Raw genomic sequence first — 24,251 nt, 5'->3', positions numbered from 1 at the left:
GATGACACTCTCCCCGTCCAGCATCGAGCAGGTCATCCCCGGCCAGGGCGCGATGGCGCAGCCCTCGGCCCGGGCCCGCCGCCGCCGGTTCCGCTTCGTCGCCAACGGCAAGGCCGCGACCGGCCTGGCCGTCCTCGGGGTGTACGTGCTCCTGGCGGTGATCGGACCGTGGATCGCGCCGTACGACCCGGACGCGCGCAGCGCCGACGTGCTCCAGGCACCCTCGGCCCGGCACTGGTTCGGCACCACCCACCTCGGGCAGGACATCTTCAGCCAGATTCTGGTCGGCGCGCGCAGCGTGATGGTGGTGGGCCTGACCGCCGGCGTGCTCGCCACGATCCTGTCCATCCTGATCGGCGTGACCGCCGGTTACCTGGGCGGCGCGGCCGACGAGGGCCTGTCGGCGGTGTCGAACGTGTTCCTGGTCATCCCGGCGCTGCCGCTGATCATCATCGTCACGTCCCTGGTCGACCAGGCCAGCGACACGCTCGTGGCGCTCATCATCGGCCTCACGTCGTGGGCCTGGGGCGCACGGGTGTTGCGCGCCCAGACGCTGTCGTTACGCCGCCGCGACTACGTCGAGGCGGCGCGGGCCACCGGCGAGCGGACCTGGCGGATCATCGGCTTCGAGATCCTGCCCAACCTGACCGCGATCATCGCCTCCGGCTTCGTCGGCACCGTCATCTTCGCGGTCATGTCGGAGATCACCCTGGCGTTCATCGGCGTCTCGTCGGTCTCGTCGTGGAACTGGGGCACGATCCTGTTCTGGGCGCAGGGACAGCAGGCCCTCGCGCAGGGCGCCTGGTGGTGGTTCGTACCGGCCGGGCTGGCCATCGCGCTGCTCGGCACCGCGCTCGCGCTGATCAACTTCGGCATCGACGAGTTCGTCAGCCCCCGGCTGCGCACCGGCGGCCGGACCCGGATCCGGACCGCCGACGGGCGCACCGTCGCGATGCGCGTCGGGTTCACCCCGGTGCTCGCGCCGAACACGGCGCCGGTCCCGATGCAGCGGCCGGCGGACCCCACCCGAGAGGACGCGACCTCATGAGCGACCAGGTGCTCCAGATCCGCGGGCTGTGCGTCGACTACGGCGTCGGCGCGGACGCGGTCCGCGCGGTCCGCGACGTCGACCTGACACTGCACCGCGGCGAGGTGCTCGGGCTGGCCGGGGAGAGCGGCAGCGGCAAGTCCACCCTGGCCTACGGGCTGACCCGGCTGCTGCCCCCGCCCGGCGTGGTCAGCGGCGGCCAGGTCATCTACCACCCGGCCGACGGCCCGCCGGTCGACGTGCTCACGCTCAGCCCGGCGAAGCTGCGCGAGTTCCGCTGGGCGGAGACGTCGATCGTGTTCCAGGGCGCGATGAACTCGCTGAACCCGGTGCACAAGGTCTCCACCCAGCTGCTCGACGTGATCCGGGCACACGAGCCGAAGAGCACGGCGGCGAGCCGGCTGGCCCGGGCGAAGGAGCTGCTGCGCCTGGTCGGCATCTCCGCGGACCGGCTGGACAGCTACCCGCACCAGCTCTCCGGCGGCATGCGGCAACGCGTCATGATCGCCATGGCGCTGGCGCTGGAGCCGCAGGTGGTCATCATGGACGAGCCGACCACCGCGCTGGACGTGGTGATGCAACGGCAGATCCTCGGCCAGCTCGCCGAGCTGCGCGAACGCCTCGGCTTCGCGGTGCTGTTCATCACCCACGACCTGTCGCTGCTGGTCGAGTTCTCCGACCGGATCGCGATCATGTACGGCGGCCGGATCGTCGAGGAGGCGCCCGCCGCCCGGCTGTACGCCGAGCCGCTGCACCCGTACACCGAGGGGTTGCTGCACTCGTTCCCGGCGCTGCACGGTCCGCGCCGGGAGCTGACCGGCATCCCCGGCTCCCCGCCGGACCTGCGCGCCATGCCGTCCGGCTGCGCGTTCCACCCCCGCTGCCCGAAGGCGTTCGACGGGTGCGACGAGCAGGTGCCGGTGCTCGGCGCGCCGTACGTCGACGACCCGGCGCGGGCCGTCGCGTGCCGGCTGCACCCGGCCGTCGCGCCCCTGTCCCGCTGACCCGCCCGACACCACCACCCGCTACCCGCGAGGAGAGCCATGGACACCGACCTCACCCGCCCGTCGTCAGTCGCCGGCGCGGACCCGATCGACACGCTGCCGCCGACCTTCCGGTGGGGGGTGGCGACGTCGTCATACCAGATCGAGGGCGCGGTGGCCTCCGACGGCCGCACGCCGTCCATCTGGGACACGTTCTGCCGGGTGCCGGGCGCGGTGGCGAACGGCGATCACGGCGACGTGGCGTGCGACCACTACCACCGGATGCCGCAGGACGTCGCGCTCATCGCCGACCTGGGGCTGGACACGTACCGGTTCTCGGTGGCCTGGCCGCGGGTGCAGCCGGGCGGACGCGGCCCGGCGAACGTGGCCGGGCTGGCCTTCTACGACCGGCTGGTGGACGAGCTGCTCGGCCGAGACGTCGAGCCGTGGGTGACGCTGTACCACTGGGACCTGCCGCAGGAGCTGGAGGACGCGGGCGGCTGGCCGAACCGGGACACCGCGTACCGGTTCGCCGACTACGCCGAGCTGGTCTTCGCCGCGCTCGGCGACCGGGTCCGCACCTGGACCACGCTCAACGAGCCGTGGTGCTCGGCGATGCTCGGGTACGCCTACGGCGACCACGCGCCGGGCCGGCGGAACCTTGGTGACGGCATCGCCGCGGCGCACCACCTGCTGCTCGGGCACGGGCTGGCGACGCGGCGGCTGCGCGAGGCGGCCACGGTGCCGATCGAGCTGGGCCTCACGCTGAACCTGGCCACCGCCGACCCGGCGACCGACAGCGCCGCCGACCGGGACGCGGCGCGGGCCGCCGACGGGCTGGGCAACCGGCTCTACCTGGACCCGGTGCTGCGCGGGGAGTACCCGCAGGACGTGATCGCGGACCTGGCCGCCGAGGGCGTGCGGATTCCGGTGGAGGACGGCGACCTGGACGTCATCGCCACCCCGATCGACGTGCTCGGCGTGAACTTCTACTTCGGGCAGCTGCACTCCGGCGTGGACGAGCAGGGCCGCGACCGCGACGACGACGGCAAGCCGGTACGCCGGGTGGTCCGGCGTGACCTGCCGCGTACCGCGATGGACTGGGAGATCGTGCCGGAGTCCTTCACCGACCTGCTGGTGCGGCTGCACCGCGACTACCCGGGCACGCCGATGGTGATCACCGAGAACGGCGCGGCGTTCGACGACGAGCCGGACGCAGACGGGTTCGTCGCCGACGACGACCGGGTCGGCTACCTCGCCGAGCACCTGCGGGCGGTGGCCCGGGCCCGGGCGGCCGGGGCCGACGTGCGCGGCTACTTCGCCTGGTCGCTGCTGGACAACTTCGAGTGGGCGTACGGCTACGACAAGCGGTTCGGCATCGTCCGGGTCGACTACGACACGCAGCGCCGCATCCCCAAGCGCAGCGCGCTGTGGTACCGGGACACCGTGCGGCGGGTACGCGGCCGGCGCTGACGCCGGCGTGGGGGCCGGGCCGGTCAGTGACGGCGGGCCGGCCCCCACGCCGGGGACGGGCGGGCGGCCGGGTCGCGGGGCACGCCGCCGTCGCGCAGCAGCCGGGTCATCGGCAGGGTGGCCGCGCCCATCGCGACCGCGTCCGGTCCGAGCCGGCACAGCTCGATCGAGGTCTGCGCGTACGGCTGGCGCAGCGCGTGCCGCGCGGTGGCCTCGCGGATCGCGGGCAGGTGCCGCTCGCCCAGGGCCAGCCCGGCCCAGCCGCCGAGCACCACCCGCTCCGGGTTGAACAGGTTCACCAGGTTCGCCACCCCGGCGCCCAGGTAGCCGACCGTCTCGTCGATCACCTTCGCGGCGGTGCCGCTGGTTGACCGGAGCAGCTCACCGAAGGCGGTCTCCTCGTCCGCGCCCGGCGCCGGGCGGCCCCGGTTGGCCTGGCGGAACCGGTCCAGCACCGCCTCCGCGCCGACGTACGCCTCCAGGCAGCCGAGGTTGCCGCAGCGGCAGCGGCGGCCCCCGTACACGATGGTGGTGTGGCCCCACTCCCCGGCGCTGCTGTGCGCGCCGCGGTAGCCGACGCCGTCGGCGACCACGCTCGCGCCGACGCCGGAGCCGACCAGCGCGACCACCGCGTGCCGGACGCCGCGGCCGGCGCCGAACCACATCTCGGCCTGGCCGAGCGTCTTCGCGCCGTTGTCCACGTGCACCGGCACGTCGGCGCGCAGCATCGCGCCGAGCGGGACACCGTCCCAGCCGAGTGTCTGGGCGTGCACCACGGCGTCGGCGGTGCGCTCGACCGTGCCGGCGACGGCGACGCCGAAGCCGAGCACCGCGGCCGGGTCGACGCCCGCCTGTTCGGTCACCGCGGCGAGGCCGTGCCGCAGGTGGGCGGCGACCCGCTCGGGGTCGGGCCCGGTCGCGGCGATCGGGTACTCGGCCTTGGCCAGCGCGGTCATGCTCAGGTCGAACAGCTCGACCTGGACGCGGGTTTCGCCGACGTCGGCGCCGACCAGGTAGCCGTAGCCGGGGGCGACGCGCAGCAGCACGCGGGGACGGCCGCCGTCGGACTCGACCGAGCCGGCCTCCTCGACCAGGCCCTCGTTGATCATTTCGCCGACCAGGTTGCTGACGCTGGCCAGGCTGAGCGCTGTGGACTGGCCCAGCTCGTGCCGGCTGAGCGGGCCGTCCAGCCAGATCCGGGTCAGCAGCACCGACCGGTTGGCCCGGCGCATGTCGCGCACCGTGGTGCGTCTGGCGTCCACGTCCGCCGCCGTCCCTTCCCGGCCGCCCACGGCGACCTGCGTTCATCTGCGTTCACGCCGTGAACCAAGCGGTGACAGCGTACTGCGCATTTACACTTAACAAAGTTAACTGATAACCTCCGGCGCATCGATGAGGAGGTATGTCAATGCGACTCGGACGCGGGATGACCGCACTGCTCGGTGGCGTCGCGCTGCTCGCCGCCACCGCCGCCGCCCTGCCCGCCACCGCCGCCACCACGACCGGCGCCGTCGGCGCGCTCGTCGCGTGTGACGCGCCGGCCTGGGCCGAGGGCGTCACCTGGACCGCCGGCAGCCGGGCGACCTACGGCGGCCGGCTGTACCAGGCGCTCGTCACACACACCCCGCCGGCCGGCGCGGGCTGGAACCCGGCCGCCGTACCGGCGCTCTGGACCGACCTCGGCGCCTGCACCGGCGGCACGCCGTCGCCGAGCCCCACCACCCGCCCGCCGTCGCCTTCCCCTTCCGCCTCCACCTCCCCTTCCCCGACCCGGACGCCTACCCCCACGCCCACGGTGTCGTCCAGCCCGACCACCCCGGGCGGGGACACCTGCGCGCTGCGGTCCCGGCCGTCCGGGAAGGTGCTGCAGGGCTACTGGGAGAACTGGGACGGCGCCGCCAACGGCGTACACCCCGGCCTCGGCTGGATCCCGATCACCGACTCCCGGATCACCGGCCACGGCTACAACGTGGTGACCGCCGCGTTCCCGGTCATCCGCGCCGACGGCACCGTGCTCTGGGAGGACGGCATGGACGCCGGCGTCAAGGTGCCCACCCCCGCCCAGGTGTGCCAGGCCAAGGCCGCCGGACTCACCGTGCTGCTGTCCATCGGCGGCGCCACCGCCGGCATCGACCTCAGCTCCAGCGCCGTCGCCGATCGGTTCGTCGCCACCGTCGTGCCGATCCTCAAGCGGCACAACTTCGACGGCATCGACATCGACATCGAGACCGGCCTCACCGGCAGCGGGAACATCAACCAGCTCTCCCCCTCGCAGGCCAACCTGATCCGGATCATCGACGGGGTGCTGGCCCAGATGCCCGCCGGGTTCGGGCTCACCATGGCGCCGGAGACCGCGTACGTCACCGGCGGCAGCGTCACCTACGGCTCGATCTGGGGCGCGTACCTGCCGGTCATCAAGAAGTACGCCGACAACGGGCGGCTCTGGTGGCTCAACATGCAGTATTACAACGGCTCGATGTACGGCTGCGCCGGTGACTCGTACCCGGCCGGCACCGTCGCCGGTTTCGTCGCGCAGACCAACTGCCTCGACGCCGGCCTGGTCATCCAGGGCACCACCGTCCGCGTACCGCTGGACCGGCAGGTCCCCGGGCTGCCCGCTCAGGTCGGCGCCGGCGGCGGGTACATGAGCCCGGCGCTGGTGGCCCAGGCGTGGAACACCTACCAGGGCCGGCTGAAGGGCCTGATGACCTGGTCGGTGAACTGGGACGGATCGAAGGGCTGGACGTTCGGCGACAACGTCCGCTCCCTGCAGGGCCGCTGACCCGGCAGGGCTCCGCGTTCCACCCCCGGCGCGGAGCCCTGCCGCTGGCGCGGGTTGCGAGACCCTGCGAGGCTGGCGCTCGTGTATGACTACGACCTGCTGGTGCTGGGCTCCGGACCGAGTGGACAGAAGGCGGCGATCGCCGCTGCCAAACTGGGCCGCCGCGTCGCCATCGTCGATCGCCGCGACATGCTCGGCGGAGTGTGCATCAACACCGGCACCGTGCCCTCGAAGACGCTGCGCGAGGCGGTCCTCTACCTGACCGGGCTGAGCCAGCGCGACCTCTACGGCAGCAGCTACCGGGTCAAGGAGGACATCACCGTCGCCGACCTGGCCGCCCGCACCCAGCACGTGATCACCCGCCAGACCGACGTGATCCGCGACCAGCTGGCCCGCAACAAGGTCGCGCTGATCACCGGCACCGGCCGGTTCGCCGACGCCCACTCCGTCTGGGTGGACGCCGGCTCCGGCCGGGAGACCCGGATCAGCTTCGACAAGGCGGTCGTCGCCGCCGGCACCCGCCCGGCCCGACCGGACAGCGTCGACTTCGACGACCGGACCATCGTCGACTCCGACGGCGTGATCAACCTGCAGGCCGTCCCGCGAAGCATGGTCGTGGTCGGCGCCGGGGTGATCGGGATGGAGTACGCCTCGCTGTTCGCCGCGCTCGGCACCAAGGTGACGGTGGTCGAGCGCCGCCCCCGGATGCTCGACTTCTGCGACGAGGAGATCGTCGAGTCGCTGAAGTACCACCTGCGGGACCTGTCGGTGACCTTCCGCTTCGGCGAGGAGGTGGCCGCCGTCGAGAAGCACCGCACCGCAGCGCTCTGCGTCCTGCGCAGCGGCAAGAAGATCGTCGCGGACACGGTGATGTACTCGGCCGGGCGGCAGGGACAGACCGACGACCTCGCGCTGGACGCGGCCGGGCTCACCGCCGACCATCGCGGCCGGATCGCGGTCGACGCGAACTACCGCACCGCCGTCGACAACATCTACGCGGTCGGCGACGTGATCGGCTTCCCCGCGCTGGCGTCCACGTCGATGGAGCAGGGCCGGCTGGCCGCCCAGCACGCCTGCGGCGAACCGGCCCGCGGGATGTCCGACCTGCAGCCGATCGGCATCTACACCATCCCGGAGATCAGCTTCGTCGGGAAGACCGAGGAGGAGCTGACCGAGGCGTCCACTCCGTTCGAGGTGGGCATCGCCCGCTACCGGGAACTGGCCCGGGGGCAGATCGTCGGCGACTCGTACGGGATGCTGAAACTGCTCGTCTCACCCGAGGACGGACGGCTGCTCGGGGTGCACGTGTTCGGCACCGGCGCCACCGAGATCGTCCACATCGGGCAGGCCGTGATGGGCTGCGGCGGCACCGTCGACTACCTGCTCGACGCGGTGTTCAACTACCCGACCCTCGCCGAGGCGTACAAGGTGGCCGCCCTGGACGCCGCCAACAAGATCCGCAACATAACCCGGATCAACGACTGACCCCTGCTGCCCCGCCCTCCACCCCGTTGATCTTGCACTTGCTGCCCCGGGAGCGCCCGTTATGACCGCTGTGCCCGGGCCGCAAGTGCAAGATCGACGAGGAAGGGAGGGGCGCGGGAGGGGTCAGCGGCCTGCGGCGTAGCCCTGGGCACCTCGGGGGTTCGCCGCCGCGGACAGGACTCCGGTGCGGGGGGCGCGGGTGACCGCGCACATGCGGCCCAGGCTCCACGGGTCGGACAGGCGGACGGTGTGGCCCCTCGCGCGCAGGCCGGCCAGCACCTCCGCGTCGATCCGGTCCTCCAGCACCAGCACGCCGGGCTCGACGCCGCGCGGGTAGAACGACGCCGGAAAACTCGTGGTGTGCCACGTGGGGGCGTCGATCGCCTCCTGCAGGTCCTGCCCGCCGGCCAGGTGCCGCAGCAGGAACAGCAGCTGCCACTGGTCCTGCTGGTCGCCACCGGGCGTCCCGCAGGCCATCACCGGCTCGCCGTCGCGCAGCACGAGCGTCGGGCTGAGCGTGGTACGCGGACGCCGCCCCGGCCGCAGCGTCGAGGCGAGCCCCTCCTCCAGCCAGCACATCTGCAACCGGCTGCCCAGCGGGAAACCCAGCTCCGGAATGGTGGGTGAACTCTGCAGCCAGCCGCCGCTGGGCGTGGCGGAGATGATGTTTCCCCACCGGTCCACCACGTCGACGTGGCAGGTGTCGCCGCGGGTCACGCCGTCGGCGCGTACCGTCGGTTCGCCGGTGCTCGGGTCCTGCGGGACGGCCCGCCGGTCCGCGTCGGCCCGCAGGTGCGACGGCAGCCGGGGCGGGCTGCCCGCCGGGCTGCCGGGACGCAGCGACGTGTCGGCGCGGTCGCCGATCAGCGCGGCCCGCGAACGGGCGTAGCCGGCCGACAGCAGCGCGGAACCCGGCACGTCGGTGTCGCCGTACCACGCCTCCCGGTCGGCGAAGGCGAGCTTCAGCGCCTCGGCCTGCGCGTGGATGCCGTCCAAGCTGGACGGATCGTAGACCGCCGGGTCGTCGAGCGCGTCCAGGACGGCCAGGGTCTGCAGCAGCACCGGGCCCTGCCCCCAGAAGCCGGTCTTGGCGATCGTGTGCCCGCGCCAGTCCAGCGTGACCGGCGCCTCCCAGGTGGCCGAGAACCCGGCCAGGTCGTCGCCGGTGACCAGCCCGGCGTGGGCGCGCCCGCTGGAGTCGCGGAACGGCAGCCGGCTGAAACGGTCGATCGCCTCGGCGACGAAACCCTCCCGCCAGGCGCGCCGGGCCGCCTCGATCTGCGCCTCCCGGTCCGCACCGGCGGCCCGTCCGGCGTGGACGAGGCGGCGCAGCGTGTCCGCGTACGCCGGGTTGGTGATCATCTCCCCCGGCGCGGGTGGGCGGCCGTCGCGCAGCCAGAGCCGCGCGGACGTCGGCCAGTGGTCGGTGAACAGCGACCGGACCCGCGCGACTGTCTGCCCGGCGGCGCCGACCAGCGGGTGGCCGGCGGCGGCGTAGCCGATCGCCGGTTCCAGCACCTCGGCGAGCGTGCGGGTGCCGTGGTCGCGCAGCAACAGCAGCCACGCGTCGACAGCGCCGGGCACCACGGCGGCGAGCGGGCCGGCGCCGGGCACGAGGTCCAGGCCCAGCGACCGGAAGTGCGCGACGGTGGCGGCGGCCGGGGCCGGACCTTGGCCGCACAGCACCCGCGGCGCCGGGTCGGCGGCGGTGGCGAGGATCGCCGGCACCTCGCCGGCCGGGCCGTTGAGGTGCGGCTCCACGACGTGCAGCACGAACCCGGCCGCGACGGCGGCGTCGAACGCGTTGCCGCCGCGCTCCAGCACGCCCATCGCGGACTGGCTGGCCAGCCAGTGCGTGGACGAGACCATGCCGAACGTGCCGCGCAACGTCGGCCGGGTGGTGAACGTCATCGGCGGTGAGCCTACGCCGTGCCGGCGACGTCGGCGCGGTCCGTCGCGCCGCCCTCCTCCCCCGGGCTGCCGTCGCGCTCGCCGTCTAGCGGGAACAGGCACGCGGCCTCGTGGCCCGGACCCACCTCGGCCAACGCCGGATCGGTCTCGGCGCACGCGGGGCGGGCCTGGGGGCATCGGGTACGGAAGCGGCAGCCGCTCGGCGGGTCCACCGGGCTGGGGATGTCGCCGGTGAGCACGATGCGGCGGCGCTGCCGCTCGACCCGGGGATCGGCCACCGGCACCGCCGACAGCAGCGCCGCCGTGTAGGGGTGCGCCGGGCGTCGGTAGATCCGCTCCGGTGGGCCGGTCTCCACGATGCGGCCCAGGTACATGACCGCGATCCGGTCGCTCATGTGCTCCACGGCGGCCAGGTCGTGCGCGATGAACAGGTAGGTCAGCCCGAGGTCGCGTTGCAGGCGCCGCAGCAGGTTCATAATCTGCGCCTGGACGCTCAGGTCCAGCGAGGCGATCGGCTCGTCCAGGACGATCAGATCCGGCTCGCCGGCCAGCGCCCGGGCCACGCCGACGCGCTGGCGCTGGCCGCCGGACAGCTCGTGCGGATGCCGGCCGGCCGTGTCGGCGCGCAGGCCGACCAGGTCCAGCAGTTCGGCCACCCGCTCCCGCCGGGCGGTGCGGGACGCGGCGAGCCGGTGCACGACAAGAGGTTCGGCGATGCTGTCGCCGACGGTGCGGCGCGGGTCCAGCGACGCCTGCGGGTCCTGGAACACCATCGCCACGTGGCGGCGCGTCGCGCGCAGGCGGCGCCGGGACCAGCGGGTCACGTCCGCGCCCGCCACCCGGACCCGCCCGGCACTCGGGTCGACCAGCCGCAGCAGCGCCAGCCCGGCGGTGGACTTGCCGCTGCCCGACTCGCCGACCAGCCCGAGCGTCTCGCCCCGGTGCACGGCGAGCGTGACGCCGTCCACGGCGCGGACCGTTCCGGCCGGGGTCGGGAAGTGCACGGCGAGGTCGTCCAGCTCGGCGATCACGTCGGGGGTGTCGTCGCTCATCCGGCCTCTCCACTGTAGAAGGTGCGGACCGTGTGCCCGTCGCCGACCGGGGTCAGCGGCGGCAGCTCGTGCTCGCAGCGCGGGTCCGCGCGGACCGGGCAGCGCGGCCAGAACGCGCAGCCGGGCGGCAGGTCCAGCGGGCTCGGCGGCGCGCCGGGGATGGCGACCAGGTCCTCGCCGCGCCGGGACGGGTCGGGCCGGGCCGCCAGCAGCGCCCGGGTGTACGGGTGGGTGGGCGTGTCGAACACCGCGTCGACAGGGCCCTGCTCGACGATCCGCCCCCCGTACATGACCGCGACGGTGTCGGCGATGCCGGCGACCACGCCCAGGTCGTGGGTGACCCAGACGACAGCGGTGCCCAGCCGCGCCTGCAGGTCGGCGACCAGCTCGATGATCTGCGCCTGCGTGGTGACGTCCAGCGCGGTGGTCGGCTCGTCGGCGATCAGCAGGTCCGGCTCGCACGCCAGCGCCATCGCGATGGCGACGCGCTGGCGCATGCCGCCGGAGAACTGGTGCGGGTACGCGTCGACGCGCCGCGCGGCCGACGGGATGCCGACCAGCTCCAGCAGCTCCACCGCCCGGTCGCGGGCGGCGCGGCGGGTCAGCCCGAGGTGTTCCTCGGCCGCCTCGGTGACCTGCCGGCCCACCGGCAGCACCGGGTTGAGCGAGGTCATCGGGTCCTGGAAGACGAACCCGACGTGCCGGCCGCGCAGCCTGCGGCGGCGGTCGTCGGGCAGCGCGGTCAGCTCGTGGTCGAGCAGCCGCACCCGGCCGGTGACCGTCGCGGCGCGCGGGGCCAGGCCGGTGGCCGCGAGCAGGGTCATGCTCTTGCCGCTGCCGGACTCGCCGACCAGCGCGAACGTCTCCCCCTGCCGTACCTGCCAGGACACGCCGGCCACGGCGCGGGCCGGGCCACGGCGGGTGCCGATGGTGACGGTGAGGTCGTCCACGGACAGCACCGTCGAGTCGGTCCTGGGCCGCTGGCGCTGGCTCGGCATGCGTTCGGTGCGCTCGCTCATGGGGTGCTCCGGCGGGCCTCGGCGAGGGTGAGCTGGCGCGGGTCGAGCACGTCCCGCAGCGCGTCGCCGACCAGGTTGAACGCCAGCACGGTGAGGAAGATCGCCGCGCCCGGGAACACGCCCAGCCACCAGGCGTCGGTGACGAAGCCGCGCCCGTCGAACAGCATCCGGCCCCAGGCCGGCGCGGGCGGCTGGATACCGAGGCCGAGGAAGGACAACGCGGCCTCGGAGAGGATCGCGAACGCCAGCGACAGCGACGTCTGCACGATCAGCGGCGCGGCGATGTTCGGCAACACGTGGCGGCGCATGATGCGCAGGTCGGACGCGCCGATGGACACGGCGGCCCGGACGAACACCTGCTCGCGTACGGACAGCACGCCGGCGCGGGTGATCCGGGCGAAGATGGGCGTGTAGACCACGCCGATGGCGACCATGGCGGTGAGCAGGCCGGGGCCGAGCACCGCCACGATGGCCACCGCCAGCAGCAGCACCGGGAACGCGAACAGCACGTCCATGCAGCGCATGAGGATGCTGTCCAGCCAGCCCCGGTAGTAGCCGGCAAGCAGCCCGAGCGTCACGCCCGCGACCAGCGCGATGCCGACGCTGACCGCGCCGACCTGCAGTGACACGCGGGCGGCGACGAGCACCCGGCTGAGCACGTCGCGGCCCAGCTCGTCGGTGCCGAACGGGTGCGCGCCGCTGGGCGGGCGCAGCATCTGTTCCACGTCGACGTCGTTGACGCCGGCCGGGGCCAGCCACGGGCCGGCCACGCCCACCACGACCAGCAGGACGAGCACGATGGTGCCGCCGACGGCGAGCGGGTCGCGGCGCAGCGCGTCCAGCACACGGCGCCCGGTGCTCTCGGTCGTGGCGCTCACTTGACCGTGATCCTCGGGTCGAGGCGGGCGTAGAGGATGTCCACCAGCAGGTTGACCAGCAGGAACAGGGCGGCCACCAGCAGCACCGCGCCCTGCAGGACGGGATAGTCGCGGGCCTGCACGGCGTCGAAGGTGAGCCGGCCGATGCCCGGCCAGGCGAACAGCACTTCGATGACGATGACGCCGCCGAGCAGGCTCGCCAGTTGCACGGCGACCACAGTCACCACCGGGATCAGCGCGTTGCGCAGCACGTGCCGCACGATCACCACCCGGTTGCGCAGCCCTTTCGCCTCGGCGGTGCGCACGTAGTCGGCGGAGAGCACCTCCAGCACCGAGGAGCGGATGAACCGGGTGAGGATGGAGGCGGTGACCAGGCCGACGGTGACCGCCGGCAGCGCCACGTGGGTGGCCCACCGGCCGGGGTCCTCGGTCAGCGCCACGTAACCCGACGGTGGCAGCCAGCCGAGCACCCCGGCGAACAGCAGGATGCCCATGATGCCCATCCAGAAGTCCGGAACCGAGACGCCGAACTGGCTGAACACGCGGGCGGCGTGGTCCACGGCGGAGCCGCTGCGTACCGCCGCGACGATGCCCAGCGGGAACGCCACCAGCAGCGCGAACAGCACCGCGGTGACGGCCAGGGACAGCGTGGCGGGCAGCCGTTCCAGCACGATCTGGCTCACCGGCTGGCCGGTGCGGAAGCTGACCCCCAGGTCACCGGTGAGCGCGTGCCCGAGGTAGCTGGCGTACTGCACCGGCAGCGGCTGGTCGAGGCCGGCCCGTTCCCGCAACGCGTCGTACGTCTCCTGGTCGAACCGGGTGCCGAGCGCCACCCGGACCGGGTCGCCCGGCACGAGTTGCAGCAGCAGGAACACCACAAGGGTCACGCCGACCAGCACGACCGCCGACTGGAGTGCCCGCCGCAGGACGAAGCGGGCCATCACTTGGCCAGGGAGACCGACCGGAACCGGATCGCCCGGTCGGTGCGCACCTCGTAGCCGGAGACCTTCTTCGACCAGCCCTGCACCACGTCCGGGTTGTAGAGGTAGAGGTAGCTGGCGTCGTCGACGATCTGCTTCGCCGCCTGCTCGTACGCCTGCTTGCGGGCGCCCTGGTCGGTCTGGGTGCGCGCGTCGTCCAGCAGCTTGTCCACCGCCGGGTTCTTGTACTTGTGGAAGTTGAACGTGCCGCCGCTGTGGTGCTGGGCGTAGTAGAACTCGTCCGGGTCGATGTTGCCGAGCCAGCCCAGCATGAACCCGTCGAAGTTGCCCTTGGCCTGCTCGTCGAGCCACTGGGCGAAGTCCAGCGTACGGATCTTCACGGTGATGCCGACGTCCTTGAGCTGCGCGGCGATGACCTGGGCGGCGCTGACCGTCTCCGGGTACTCGCTGGTGACCATCAGGTCCATGGTCAGGTTGCTCACGCCCGCCTGGCCGAGCATCTGCTTGGCCTTGCCCGGGTCGTGGCTGTAGGGCGCGTAGTCGTAGTAGAACGTGCTGTCCTTCGGGATGGCGGTCTGGTTGACGGTGGCCAGGCCGAACTTCGCCGCCTTGGTGATCGCCTCCCGGTCCAGGGCGTACCCGATGGCGCGCCGCACCTCGGGGTTGTCGAACGGCTTGCGGGCCTCGTTGAGCGCCACGTACCAGTAGTCGGTGGAGGCCGCCGACTTCACCACCGGGTCGTCGCCGTCCTGCAGCGACTTGACCTGCTGCGGTGGCAGGTTGTCGGTCCACTGCACCTGGCCGCTGCGCAGGTTCTGCAGCGCCACGGTGGGGTCCTTGACGAAGGTGAACGTGACGCCGTCGAGCTTCGGCTTCTCACCCCAGTAGGCGTCGTTGCGCACCAGCTTGATGCTGTCGCCGGAGGTGTAGCCGGCCACCGTGAACGGGCCGCTGCCCACCGGCGCGGTCTTCACCTTGCCGGACTCCACGTTGGACTTCTCCACGATCGCGACGCCCTTGAACCCACCGAGGTTGGCGAGCAGGTTCGGCGTGGGCGCGCTGAGCGTCACCACCACCGTCGCGGGGTCGGGCCCGGTGACCGACTTGACGGTGGCGAACTTGTACGCGTTGTTCAGCTTCTCCTTGATGATCCGCTCGAAGGAGTAGACGACGTCCTCGGAGGTCAGCGGCGACCCGTCGGAGAACTTCACGCCCTCGCGCAGCGTGAACGTCCAGGTGAGCTGGTCGTCGCTGGTGGTCCACTTGGTCGCCAGCGACGGCACCATCTTCAGGTCGGCGTCCGGCTCGACGAGCGTGTCGTAGACGTTCTCCAGCACCTGGAAGCTGTAGTAGGCCGAGGTCTTGTGCGGGTCGAGCTGGTCGGGTTCGCCGCCGATCGCGGCGTTGAGGATTCCGCCTTCGCCGCCGGCGTTCCCCCCGCCGCCGACGTCGACCGCCTCGCCGCCGGTGCATCCGGACAGGACGCCGACGGTGAGGATGAGTGCGGCGCCGAACGCGCCGAGCTTGTTCCTGGACACAGGCCCCCCTTGCCACTTCCCGGACAAAAGAAAGTTTCGGCGAGTCTTGTCTCCGAGCCGGATGATGTCAAACGAATCCAGCCAAAATGACTGGCCGATCGGTGTTGCCGGTGCGGAGTGAACGGTGGTTCAATCCGGGCCCCGACCCGATCCGCCACCGCGCTGGGAGTTGCCGCCGTGACCACACACGAGGTCGTCAACCAGGTCCCCCCGATGGTCGGCCACGACACCGCCGACGACCCGGCACTGCGCGACGGCGTGACCCGGGAGGGCGCCGAATGGGCGCTGCCCGGCCTGCACGAGCTGGGCCGTCTCGCCGGTGGTGAGGAGGCGGCCGAACACGGGCGGCTCGCCAACGAGCACCCGCCGGTGCTGCGCACCCACGACCGGTACGGCAACCGGATCGACGAGGTGGAGTTCCACCCGTCCTGGCACGAGCTGATGCGTACCGCTGTCGGGCACGGCCTGCACGCCGCGCCGTGGGCCGACGACCGACCCGGCGCGCACGTGGCCCGGGCGGCCGGCTTCTACCTGTGGCGGCCCGACGCCGGGCACGGCTGCCCGATCTCGATGACCTACGCGGCGGTGCCCGCGCTGCGGCACAGCCCGGAGCTGGCCGACCGCTACGAGCCGCTGCTCACCACCCGGGAGTACGACTTCGGGCTGCGCCCGCCGCAGACCAAGCGCGGGCTGCTCGCCGGCATGTCGATGACCGAGAAGCAGGGCGGCTCGGACGTGCGCGCCAACACCACCACGGCCCGGCCCGAGCCGGACGGCAGCTACCGGCTCGTCGGGCACAAGTGGTTCACCTCCGCGCCCATGTGCGACCTGTTCCTCACGCTCGCCCAGGCGCCCGGCGGCCTCACCTGCTTCCTGGTCCCTCGCGTGCTGCCCGACGGCGCCCGTAACCCGATGCGGCTGATGCGGCTCAAGGACAAGCTCGGCAACCGCTCCAACGCCTCCGCCGAGGTCGAGTACGAGCACGCGGTGGCGTGGCGCGTCGGCGACGAGGGCCGGGGCGTGCGCACCATCATCGACATGGTCAACCTGACCCGGCTCGACTGCGTGATCGGCGCGGCGGCCGGGATGCGTCACGGCGTGACCACCGCCGTGCACCACGCGACCCACCGGCGGGCGTTCGGCGACTACCTGGTCGACCAGCCGCTGATGCGCAACGTGCTGGCCGACCTGGCCGTGGAGTCCGAGGCCGCCACCGTGCTGATGGTCCGGCTGGCCGGCGCGACCGACCGGTCGGCGCGCGGCGACGACGGCGAGACCGCGTTCAAGCGCCTCGCCCTCGCAGTCGGCAAGTACTGGGTGTGCAAACGCTGGCCGGGGCACGCCGCCGAGGCGCTGGAGTGCCTGGGCGGCAACGGCTACGTCGAGGAGTCCGGCATGCCGCGGCTGTTCCGCGAGTCGCCGCTGAACTCGATCTGGGAGGGCTCCGGCAACGTCGCCGCGCTGGACGTGCTGCGCGCGCTCACCCGGGAACCGCAGGTCCTCGCCGCGTACGAGGCGGAGGTGGCCGCCGCGGCCGGCGCGGACGCGCGACTGGACGCCGCGGTGCGCCGGGTGCGCGACGAGCTGGCCGACCACACCGACCTGGAGCTGCGCGCCCGGCGCGTGGTGGAGCGGCTGGCGCTGGTGCTGCAGGGCGCGCTGCTGGTACGCCACGGCCACCCCGCGGTCGCCGACGCGTTCTGCGCGTCCCGGCTCGGCGGCGACCACGGCCAGGCGTACGGGACGCTACCCGGCGGACTGGACCTGTCCGCGATCATCGAGCGCGCCACCCCGAAGATCGGCTGAGCGGCGATGACGCGCCTGGTCTCGGCCCACCTGTATCCGGTCAAGTCCCTCGGCGGCGTCGACGTCGACCGGGCCGAGGTCCAGCCGTGGGGGTTGCGTCACGACCGCCGCTGGGTGGTGCTGCGCCCCGACGGCGGCAAAGTGGGCTCGACCGCCCTGCCGGCGCTGCTCGGCCTGACCGCCGCGCCCGGGCCCGGGTCGCTCACGCTCACCGCCCGCGACGGGTCGTCGCTGACAGTCGCCGAGCCGGTGGACGGGCCGCTCGTCCCGACCGACGTGTCCCGGCTGGACACGGTCCGGCTCGCCGCCGACGAGGCCCACGACTGGCTCTCCGCGCGACTGGGCCGGCCGGTGCGGCTGGCCTGGCTGGACGACCCGCGCCGCCGGCCGATGTCGGCCGAGCACGGCGGCCGGCCCGGCGACCCGCTCAACCTCTCCGACGCCGGACCGCTGCTGGTGGCCACGGCGCCGTCGCTGCGGCGGCTGCGGGACTGGATCGTCGAGGGCGCGCTGGAACGCGGCGAACCGGCCCCGGAGCCGCTGGCGATGGCCCGGTTCCGGCCCACTGTGGTGCTCGACGGGCCGTTCGAGCCGTTCGCCGAGGACGGCTGGACACGGGTGCGCATCGGCGCCGTCGACTTCCGGGTCTCCGAACGCTGCGACCGCTGCTCGGTGACGCTCATCGACCCGCAGACCCTCGCCAGCGGGAAGGAGCCCATCCGCACGCTGGCCCGGCACCGGCGCCACGACGGCAAGACCTGGTTCGGCGTCCGGCTGGTCCCGGAGACCACCGGCGAGATCCGCGTCGGCGATCCCGTCACCGTCTCCTGATCCGGCCGCTCAGCGGCCACGCCACTCGTCGGCCAGGATCGCGTGGACGAGCTGGTCTGCCCACCCGCCCCGGAACCGGTAGCTGCGCACGTGCCGCGCCTCCCGCCTCATCCCGAGCCGGGCCATCAGGCGCGCCGACGGCTCGTTGTCCGCGTGGCAGCGGGCCACCACCCGGTGCAGCCCGAACTCGCCGAAACCCCAGTCCAGCAGCGCCCCGGCCGCCTCCGTGGCCAGCCCCCGGCCGCCGTGGGCGGGGTGGAACACGTACCCCAGCTCGGCGGTGCGGTCCGCGGCGCTGCGCCACACCAGCTCGACCGCGCCGATCACCCGCCCGTCGCGCACCACGGCGAGCGTCAGGCAGTCGCCCTCCGCGCGCAGCGCGTCCTCGCCGGCCATCGCGGTCACCGACGCCAGGGACTCCGCCCGGGTACGCGGGGCGGCGCCCGCCATCCAGCGGACCACGTCCGGGCGGCGCTGCCAGGCGTGCACGTCGTCGAGGTCGTCGAGCATGACCGGGCGCAGCAGCAGCCGGGGCGTGCGCAGCGGGTACGCCGGGTGGGCCATCGGGCGATGGTAGGACGCGCCTAGGGTGAGCCGCATGGTCGTTTCCGCCGACGACGGCAACCCGCTCACCCAGCTCACACTCGACCAGCTCCGGGCACGCACCAGCGTGAAGTGGCGGCTGTACCCGCCGGACGTGCTGCCGCTGTGGGTCGCCGAGCAGGACGTGCCGCTGGCGCCGCCGGTGGCCGAGGCGCTGCGCCGCGCGGTCGACCTGGGCGACACCGGCTACGCGTACGGCACCGGGTACGCCGAGGCGGTCGGCGGGTTCGCCGCGCAGCGGTGGGGCTGGGCCGACTTCCCGGTCGGCCGGACCACGCTGGTGCCCGACGTCATGATGGGCACGGTCGAGGTGCTGCGCCTGGTCACCGGGCCGGGCGACGCGGTGGTGGTCACTCCCCCGGTCTACCCGCCGTTCTACGCGTTCGTCACGCACGCCGACCGGCAGGTGATCGAGGCGCCGCTCGGCGCGGACCTGCGGCTCGACCCGGCCGCGCTGGAGGAGGCGTTCCGGCGCGCTCGTGCGATCGGCGAGCGGCCGGCGTTCCTGCTCTGCAACCCGCACAACCCGACCGGCGTGGTGCACCGGCCCGACGAGCTGGCCACCGTCGCGGAGCTGGCCGCCCGGCACGGCGTCCGGGTGGTCTCCGACGAGATCCACTCGCCGCTGGCGCTACCAGGTGCGCGGTTCACCCCGTACCTGACGGTGCCGGGTGCCCAGAACGCGTTCGCGCTGCTGTCGGCGTCCAAGGCGTGGAACCTCGCCGGGCTCAAGGCGGCGCTCGCGGTCGCCGGGCCGGACGCCGCCGACGACCTGGCCCGGATGCCGGAGGAGGTGAGCCACGGCCCGAGCCACTTCGGCGTGCTCGCGCACACCGCCGCGTTCCGGGCCGGCGGGCCGTGGCTGGACCGGCTGCTCGACGGCCTGGACGCCAACCGGGCACTGCTCGGGTCGCTGCTGGCCGAGCACCTGCCGGCGGTGTCGTGGCGGCCGCCGGAGGGCACGTACCTGGCCTGGCTGGACTGCCGCGCCCTCGGCGTGCCCACGGAGGCGGGCGACGGCCCGGGGGTGGCCAGCGATCTGGACGGGCCGGCGCGGATGTTCCTCGACCGGGCCCGGGTGGCGCTCAGCTCCGGGCACGTCTTCGGCACCGGCGGCGCCGGATTCGTCCGGCTCAACTTCGCCACCTCCCCCGCCGTGCTCACCGAGGCGGTGACCCGGATGGGCCGGGCGGCGACCGGCTGACGGCCGGGCCGGCACCGGCGCCCCGCGGCGCCGGTGCCCCGGCCGGCTCAGGTGGTGGTCTGCCCGTCGATGCTCTCGCGCAGGATGTCCGCGTGCCCGGCGTGCTGGGTGGTCTCGGCGATGACGTGGATCAGCACCCGCCGGATGCTGCGGACCGAGCCGGGCTCGTTCCACGGCGCGTCCGGCACCGGCCAGGTCGCCGACAGGTCCTCGACGCCGGCGACGATCTCCTCGGTACGGGCGGCGATGCGGGCGTAGCGGTCCAGGATGGCCGGCAGCGTGTCCTCGGGCAGCATCTGGAAGTCCCGTCCCCGCTCGATCGCCCACTGCGGCAGCTCGCGGGCCTGCCCGGACATGAAGTCCTCCCAGGTGACGCCCTCCGGCATGGCGAAGGACATCGCCGACGGGCCCTCGACCACGAACCGCAACCACGCCTCCTCGGTGGACGCGACGTGCTTGATCAGGCCGCCCAGACAGAGCGCGCTGACCGTCGGCTTCTGCCCGGCCTGCTCGTCGGTCAGGCCGCGCACCGTGTTGGTCAGCATGTTCCGGGCTTCAGCCAGCTCGGCCAGCAGGTCGGCCCGCTCGGCGTCCAGGGTGGTGGGGGTCGTGGTGGTGCCGGTCATCGTCATCGGTTCCTTCCGGTCCTGATCGGGTACGGGCCCACACTCGCAGGCATAGCGGTCAGGATGTGTCCTCTTCTGCGGGCAGAATGCGTGTCGTGCCGACGACTTCCGCGCGACTGCTCTCCCTGCTGTCCCTGCTTCAGGCCCGCCGGGACTGGCCGGGCGCGCTGCTCGCCGAACGGTTACGGGTCAGCGCGCGTACCGTGCGCCGCGACGTCGACCGGCTCCGCGAGCTGGGCTATCCGATCGAGAGCACCAAGGGCCCGGAGGGCGGCTACCGTCTCGGCGCCGGCTCGGCGCTGCCGCCGCTGCTCTTCGACGACGAGCAGGCGGTCGCGCTGACCGTGGCGTTGCAGACCGCCGCCACCGGCGTGACCGGCATCGAGGAGGCCGCCGCGCGGGCGCTGACCACGGTCCGGCAGGTGATGCCGCCCCGGCTGCGCCACCGGGTCGACGCGCTGCGGGTGATCGCCGTGGAACGGGCCGGCACGCCCGCCGCGGCCCGCGTGGAGCCGGGACTGCTGATGACACTCAGCGCCGCCGTGCACGCCCGGGAGGAGCTGCGCTTCGACTACGACTCGGTGTCGGCGTCCGCTCCCGACGCGCCGCCGCGCCGCGCGCAGCCCCACCACCTGGTCACCTGGGGCGGGCGCTGGTATCTCGTGGCCTGGGACCTGGACCGCGACGACTGGCGCACGTTCCGGGTCGACCGGATCAGCCCGCGTACGCCCACCGGCCCCCGGTTCACGCCCCGCGAGCTGCCCGGCGGGGACGTCGCGGCGTACATCGCCGGCCGGTTCAAGGGCGCCACCGGGCCGGGTGACTGGCCCTGCCGGGGCGAGGTGATCCTCGACCTGCCCGCCCGGACGGTCTCCGCGTGGACCCGCGACGGCATCGTCGAGGAGCTGGGGCCCGATCGCTGCCGTCTGACCCAGGGCGGCTGGTCGTGGGCCGGGCTGGCCGCCCTGCTCGGCCGCTACGACGCCGACATCGAGGTGGTCGGGCCGCCCGAGTTGCGGGAGGCGTTCGCCCGCCTGGCCCGCCGCTACGCCGCAGCAGCGGAGGGCCCGAACCCGCCTCGGTAGCCGGGCCGGCCGGGGTGTCAGTCGGTGGGCAGGAGGGGGCGCATGAACGTGCGCTCGTACCGCAGGACACAGCCCGACTCGTCACGGATCCGGTCGGCGGCGACGAACTCGGGGTCCACTCCGAACCGGGCCCGGTACTGCTCGTACGCCGCCAGGCTGGCGAAGCTGAACAGCGCCTCGGCCCGGTCGCTGGCGCCCTCGGCGGGCAGGAAGTAGCCGTGGTGCACGCCGCCGTGCTGTGCCACCAGCCGCATCCAGGTGCGGGCGAAGCGCTCGAACGCCTCGATCTGTGCGGGGTCGATCGTGTAGTGCACGACGCAGGTGATCACGCGGCCACGATAGCGACGGTCGGTCAGGCGGCGCAGCGGCGGTCGCCGGGGTCGGTCGTGTCGGCCAGGCCCGCGTACCGGCCCCGGTGGTAGAGCAGCGGCGAGCCGACGTCGGCGTGCCGCAGCAGTTCCGGTTCGGCCAGCACGACGGCGTGGTCCCCGACGACGACCCGGTCCACCACCCGGCACAGCAGCCAGGCCAGTGTGTCGTCGGGGACCGGCACCCCTTCCGGGCCGGGCCGCCAGCGGGTCGGCTCGGCGAACCTGTCGATCCCGCTGGCGGCGAACGTCCGGGCCACCTCGTGCTGGCCGTGCCCGAGCAGGTGCACCGCGACGTGCCGGGCCCGGGACACCACCGGCCAGCTCGACGAGCCCAGGTCCAGCCGGTCAGACCGTGAAGCCGTGGAACAGCACCGACGCCAGCCCGAGCGCGAGCACCAGGTTGAACACGGTGGCCGCGCCGAACACGGTGACCGGCCGCCAGCCGGCCTCGCGCAGCGACGACACACGGACCTCCAGGCCGATGCTGACGAACGCCAGGATGAGGAACCAGACCCGCAGGTCGGTGACGATCGCCATGGTGGCCTTGCCGTCCGCCCCGGCGGCGTCGAGGTACCAGGTGGCGATCACCGAGGCGGCGACGAACCCGAGGACGAACTTCGGGAACCGACGCCACAGCTCGCCGAGCCCCGGCCGCGGGGTGTCCGGACGGCGCTCCACGCGCAGCGCGAAGTACGCGGTGAGCGCCACCGCGACCACGCCCATCAGCGCGTTCTGGGTGACCTTGACGATGCTGGCGATCTGGAGCGCGTCCTCACCGGCGAGCGCGCCCGCCGCGGTGACGGCGGCGGTGGTGTCGATGTTGCCGCCGATCCAGGCACCGGCGACCGCGTCGGAGAGGCCGAGCACGTCGGCCAGCCACGGCAGCAGGAAGATCGACGGCAACGCGAACGCGATGACCAGGCTGGCCGTGTACGCGAGCTGTTCCCGGCGTGCCCGGACCGCGCCGGCGGCGGCGATCGCGGCGCTCACCCCGCAGATCGACACGGCCGAGGCGAGCAGCGCCCGCAGTTTGTCGTCGAGGCCGAAGCGCCCGGCCAGCCACCAGGTGAACAGGAACACGCCGCTGATCAGCAGCAGCGCCTGGGCGATGGCGGGACCGGCGGCGCTCGCAATGACGGCGAGGTTGATCGAGGCGCCGAGCAGCACCAGGCCGGTCTTGATGAAGAACTCGGTCCGGAACGCGGCGGAGATCCGGTCGCGCAGGCCGGTCACGGTGACCACCAGGTTGCCGAGCAGGCCGAGCAGGATCGCATAGACCGGGTACTCGATCGCGGCGGCCACCTCCTCGACCGCGCTGCCCTCGGCCCAGACCGGCACGTTCTGTTCCAGGTAGCGGGTGAGCGCGGCCAGCCCGAGCACCACCAGCAGACCCACGGCGGTCCAGGCCCAGAACGCGCCGGAGCGCAGGTCGGCCGGGGGCGGCGCGTCCGCGGGCGTACCGTCCGGTCGGTCCACTGAGGTCGCGGCGGCTGGGGCGTCCGCGGTGGAGGCCGCGGACGGCCCGGCGGCGGTGCTGCGAACGGCGGGCTCCGGTGCGGCGGCCATCACGGCACCAGCCCGGCGGGGATGGCGCCGACCAGCACCAGGAGCAGCAGCGCGAGGCCGAGGACAGTGGCGGCCCAGTCCTCGCTGAAGGCGAGCCGGGACGTGCCTGCGGTGGGCGGTTCGGGTGGCGTGGGCGCGTTGCTCATGGAGGGCTCCTACAGGTACGCGCGGGCGAGGGAGGGCAGCCGAAGGCTCATCGACCCCACGGAGAGTTTCCTACTTAACCAGTAGGATTACAAGGTCTTCCCGCGCTCCGGCTCACCCGCGGCACGTTCGGCGACCACCACCGAGATGCCGTCGAGCACCCGCTGCAGACCGAACTCGAAGGCGTGGTCCGGCCCGTACGCCGCGCCGTGCGCCATGCCCGCGGCCGTGCCGACCCGCGCGGCGAGCGGGAAACTGCCGGCGGTCATGAACTTCTCCAGCCAGGGCCCGTGCGTCTGCCACCACTGGTCGTCGGTCATCCCGGTCTCACGTTCCAGCTCGGCCACGTCCAGCGCGACCCGCGCCGCGCTCTTGGCGTGCCCCAGCACGAGCGTGAGCACCGCGTCCATCTCCACGTCGTCGAGCCCGATGTCCGCGACGGCGCGCAGCTCGTAGTCGTACTTGGCGAGCACGTTCGGGCCGAGCACCGGCCGGGTCGTCTCGGCGCGCAGCAGCCACGGGTGGGACCGGTAGAGCGCCAGATTGTCCCGCGCGATCCGTTCCAGCCGGCCCCGCCAGCCACCCGGCACGTCGGCCGGGCGTGGAAGGTCACCGAGAACGGCGTCCACCATGACGTCGAGCAGTTCCGCCTTTCCCGGCACGTACGTGTAGACGGACATGGTGCCCACGCCGAGCGCCTCGCTGACCCGGCGCATGGTGAGCGCGTCGATGCCCTCGGCGTCGGCGATCTCGATCGCGGCGCGCACGATCCGGTCGACGCTGAGACCGGGACCGGCGCCGCGGCTGGCCGGCTCCCGGGTGCGCCACAGAAGGGCCAGGCTGCGGGCGGGATCGGCCTTGCGCCGGCGCTCCTTCGACATGGTGCCGTCATCCTACCGGCCACG

Annotated in this window: 22 protein-coding genes and 1 pseudogene; 9 read left to right on the top strand and 14 right to left on the bottom strand. The window is 73.5% G+C overall.

What is annotated here, in order from left to right; translation table 11 throughout:
• The first annotated feature begins 1 nt into the window (after nt 1).
• Genes HA073_RS10780 through HA073_RS10770 form a run of 3 tightly spaced genes read left to right on the top strand, consistent with a single transcriptional unit; the run spans nt 2 to nt 3,504 of the window.
• Entirely contained in the window at nt 2-1,048 is a 1,047-nt protein-coding gene (locus tag HA073_RS10780; protein ID WP_199496097.1) for an ABC transporter permease, read from the top strand.
• The gene (locus HA073_RS10775) at nt 1,045-2,052 is read left to right on the top strand and encodes an ABC transporter ATP-binding protein (protein WP_043324152.1); all 1,008 of its coding nucleotides are present in this window, start codon (nt 1,045-1,047) and stop codon (nt 2,050-2,052) included. Before HA073_RS10780 ends, HA073_RS10775 begins: the two co-directional genes overlap by 4 nt.
• A gap of 39 nt (nt 2,053-2,091) precedes the next feature.
• Nucleotides 2,092-3,504, top strand: coding sequence for a GH1 family beta-glucosidase (locus HA073_RS10770; protein WP_166456290.1), 1,413 nt, complete (start codon nt 2,092-2,094; stop codon nt 3,502-3,504).
• 23 nt (nt 3,505-3,527) lie between these two features.
• Here the strand turns inward: HA073_RS10770 and HA073_RS10765 are convergent, their stop codons facing one another.
• Entirely contained in the window at nt 3,528-4,766 is a 1,239-nt protein-coding gene (locus HA073_RS10765) for an ROK family transcriptional regulator (RefSeq protein WP_104115733.1), read from the bottom strand.
• Between the two features lie 146 nt (nt 4,767-4,912).
• Between HA073_RS10765 and HA073_RS10760 the strand changes: the two genes are divergently transcribed.
• Together HA073_RS10760 and sthA are read left to right on the top strand one after the other, a co-directional pair.
• The gene (locus tag HA073_RS10760; RefSeq protein WP_166456289.1) at nt 4,913-6,286 is read left to right on the top strand and encodes a glycosyl hydrolase family 18 protein; all 1,374 of its coding nucleotides are present in this window, start codon (nt 4,913-4,915) and stop codon (nt 6,284-6,286) included.
• A gap of 81 nt (nt 6,287-6,367) precedes the next feature.
• Entirely contained in the window at nt 6,368-7,771 is a 1,404-nt protein-coding gene (gene sthA, locus HA073_RS10755; protein ID WP_043324162.1) for a Si-specific NAD(P)(+) transhydrogenase, read from the top strand.
• 123 nt (nt 7,772-7,894) lie between these two features.
• Here the strand turns inward: sthA and HA073_RS10750 are convergent, their stop codons facing one another.
• The 6 genes from HA073_RS10750 to HA073_RS10725 are packed head-to-tail and all read right to left on the bottom strand — an operon-like array spanning nt 7,895 to nt 15,110.
• Entirely contained in the window at nt 7,895-9,682 is a 1,788-nt protein-coding gene (locus tag HA073_RS10750) for a gamma-glutamyltransferase family protein (protein ID WP_166456288.1), read from the bottom strand.
• An 11-nt stretch (nt 9,683-9,693) separates the two neighbouring features.
• Entirely contained in the window at nt 9,694-10,734 is a 1,041-nt protein-coding gene (locus HA073_RS10745) for an ABC transporter ATP-binding protein (RefSeq protein ID WP_113974045.1), read from the bottom strand.
• Complete coding sequence (locus HA073_RS10740; protein WP_166456287.1) at nt 10,731-11,753, bottom strand: ABC transporter ATP-binding protein; 1,023 nt, start codon at nt 11,751-11,753, stop codon at nt 10,731-10,733. Before HA073_RS10740 ends, HA073_RS10745 begins: the two co-directional genes overlap by 4 nt.
• Complete coding sequence (locus HA073_RS10735) at nt 11,750-12,631, bottom strand: ABC transporter permease (protein ID WP_166456286.1); 882 nt, start codon at nt 12,629-12,631, stop codon at nt 11,750-11,752. The genes HA073_RS10740 and HA073_RS10735 overlap by 4 nt, the downstream gene beginning before the upstream one ends.
• Nucleotides 12,628-13,572 carry an ABC transporter permease gene (locus HA073_RS10730; protein ID WP_166456285.1) on the bottom strand — a complete coding sequence of 315 codons (945 nt, stop codon included), beginning with the start codon at nt 13,570-13,572 and terminating at the stop codon, nt 12,628-12,630. Before HA073_RS10730 ends, HA073_RS10735 begins: the two co-directional genes overlap by 4 nt.
• Entirely contained in the window at nt 13,572-15,110 is a 1,539-nt protein-coding gene (locus HA073_RS10725; RefSeq protein WP_166456284.1) for an ABC transporter substrate-binding protein, read from the bottom strand. The genes HA073_RS10730 and HA073_RS10725 overlap by 1 nt, the downstream gene beginning before the upstream one ends.
• A gap of 177 nt (nt 15,111-15,287) precedes the next feature.
• Here HA073_RS10725 and HA073_RS10720 point away from each other — a divergent pair, with 177 nt between their 5' ends.
• The gene (locus HA073_RS10720) at nt 15,288-16,916 is read left to right on the top strand and encodes an isovaleryl-CoA dehydrogenase (protein WP_166456283.1); all 1,629 of its coding nucleotides are present in this window, start codon (nt 15,288-15,290) and stop codon (nt 16,914-16,916) included.
• A gap of 6 nt (nt 16,917-16,922) precedes the next feature.
• Entirely contained in the window at nt 16,923-17,747 is an 825-nt protein-coding gene (locus HA073_RS10715; RefSeq protein ID WP_166456282.1) for an MOSC domain-containing protein, read from the top strand.
• A gap of 9 nt (nt 17,748-17,756) precedes the next feature.
• Here the strand turns inward: HA073_RS10715 and HA073_RS10710 are convergent, their stop codons facing one another.
• Nucleotides 17,757-18,311 carry a GNAT family N-acetyltransferase gene (locus HA073_RS10710; protein WP_166456281.1) on the bottom strand — a complete coding sequence of 185 codons (555 nt, stop codon included), beginning with the start codon at nt 18,309-18,311 and terminating at the stop codon, nt 17,757-17,759.
• Nucleotides 18,312-18,345: 34 nt separating this feature from the next.
• Between HA073_RS10710 and HA073_RS10705 the strand changes: the two genes are divergently transcribed.
• Entirely contained in the window at nt 18,346-19,554 is a 1,209-nt protein-coding gene (locus HA073_RS10705) for a MalY/PatB family protein (protein WP_166456280.1), read from the top strand.
• Between the two features lie 47 nt (nt 19,555-19,601).
• On the opposite strand, the gene HA073_RS10700 is transcribed toward HA073_RS10705, so the two are convergent.
• On the bottom strand, nt 19,602-20,180 hold the full coding sequence (locus HA073_RS10700; RefSeq protein ID WP_166456279.1) for a DinB family protein: 579 nt from the start codon (nt 20,178-20,180) through the stop codon (nt 19,602-19,604).
• A gap of 86 nt (nt 20,181-20,266) precedes the next feature.
• Between HA073_RS10700 and HA073_RS10695 the strand changes: the two genes are divergently transcribed.
• A complete protein-coding gene (locus tag HA073_RS10695) occupies nt 20,267-21,265 on the top strand; it encodes a YafY family protein (protein WP_069089710.1) in 999 nt (332 codons plus the stop codon).
• 17 nt (nt 21,266-21,282) lie between these two features.
• Here the strand turns inward: HA073_RS10695 and HA073_RS10690 are convergent, their stop codons facing one another.
• From HA073_RS10690 to HA073_RS10670, 5 genes and pseudogenes are all read right to left on the bottom strand, one after another.
• Nucleotides 21,283-21,594, bottom strand: coding sequence for an NIPSNAP family protein (locus HA073_RS10690; RefSeq protein WP_166456278.1), 312 nt, complete (start codon nt 21,592-21,594; stop codon nt 21,283-21,285).
• Between the two features lie 23 nt (nt 21,595-21,617).
• Nucleotides 21,618-22,007: pseudogene (locus tag HA073_RS10685) on the bottom strand (flavin reductase family protein); the annotation flags it as partial.
• A complete protein-coding gene (locus tag HA073_RS10680) occupies nt 21,982-23,202 on the bottom strand; it encodes a YeiH family protein (RefSeq protein ID WP_240925628.1) in 1,221 nt (406 codons plus the stop codon). The gene HA073_RS10680 and the pseudogene HA073_RS10685, both read right to left, overlap by 26 nt.
• Nucleotides 23,202-23,348: a hypothetical protein gene (locus tag HA073_RS10675; protein WP_166456277.1), complete on the bottom strand. Its 147-nt coding sequence runs from the start codon at nt 23,346-23,348 to the stop codon at nt 23,202-23,204. The genes HA073_RS10680 and HA073_RS10675 overlap by 1 nt, the downstream gene beginning before the upstream one ends.
• An 87-nt stretch (nt 23,349-23,435) precedes the next feature.
• Entirely contained in the window at nt 23,436-24,227 is a 792-nt protein-coding gene (locus HA073_RS10670; protein ID WP_166456276.1) for a TetR/AcrR family transcriptional regulator, read from the bottom strand.
• Nucleotides 24,228-24,251: the final 24 nt, after the last annotated feature.

This window comes from Micromonospora sp. CMU55-4 (assembly GCF_011602315.1).
In the GTDB taxonomy this organism is placed as follows: domain Bacteria; phylum Actinomycetota; class Actinomycetes; order Mycobacteriales; family Micromonosporaceae; genus Micromonospora; species Micromonospora chalcea.
This window is presented reverse-complemented; position numbering and strand designations above follow the sequence as displayed.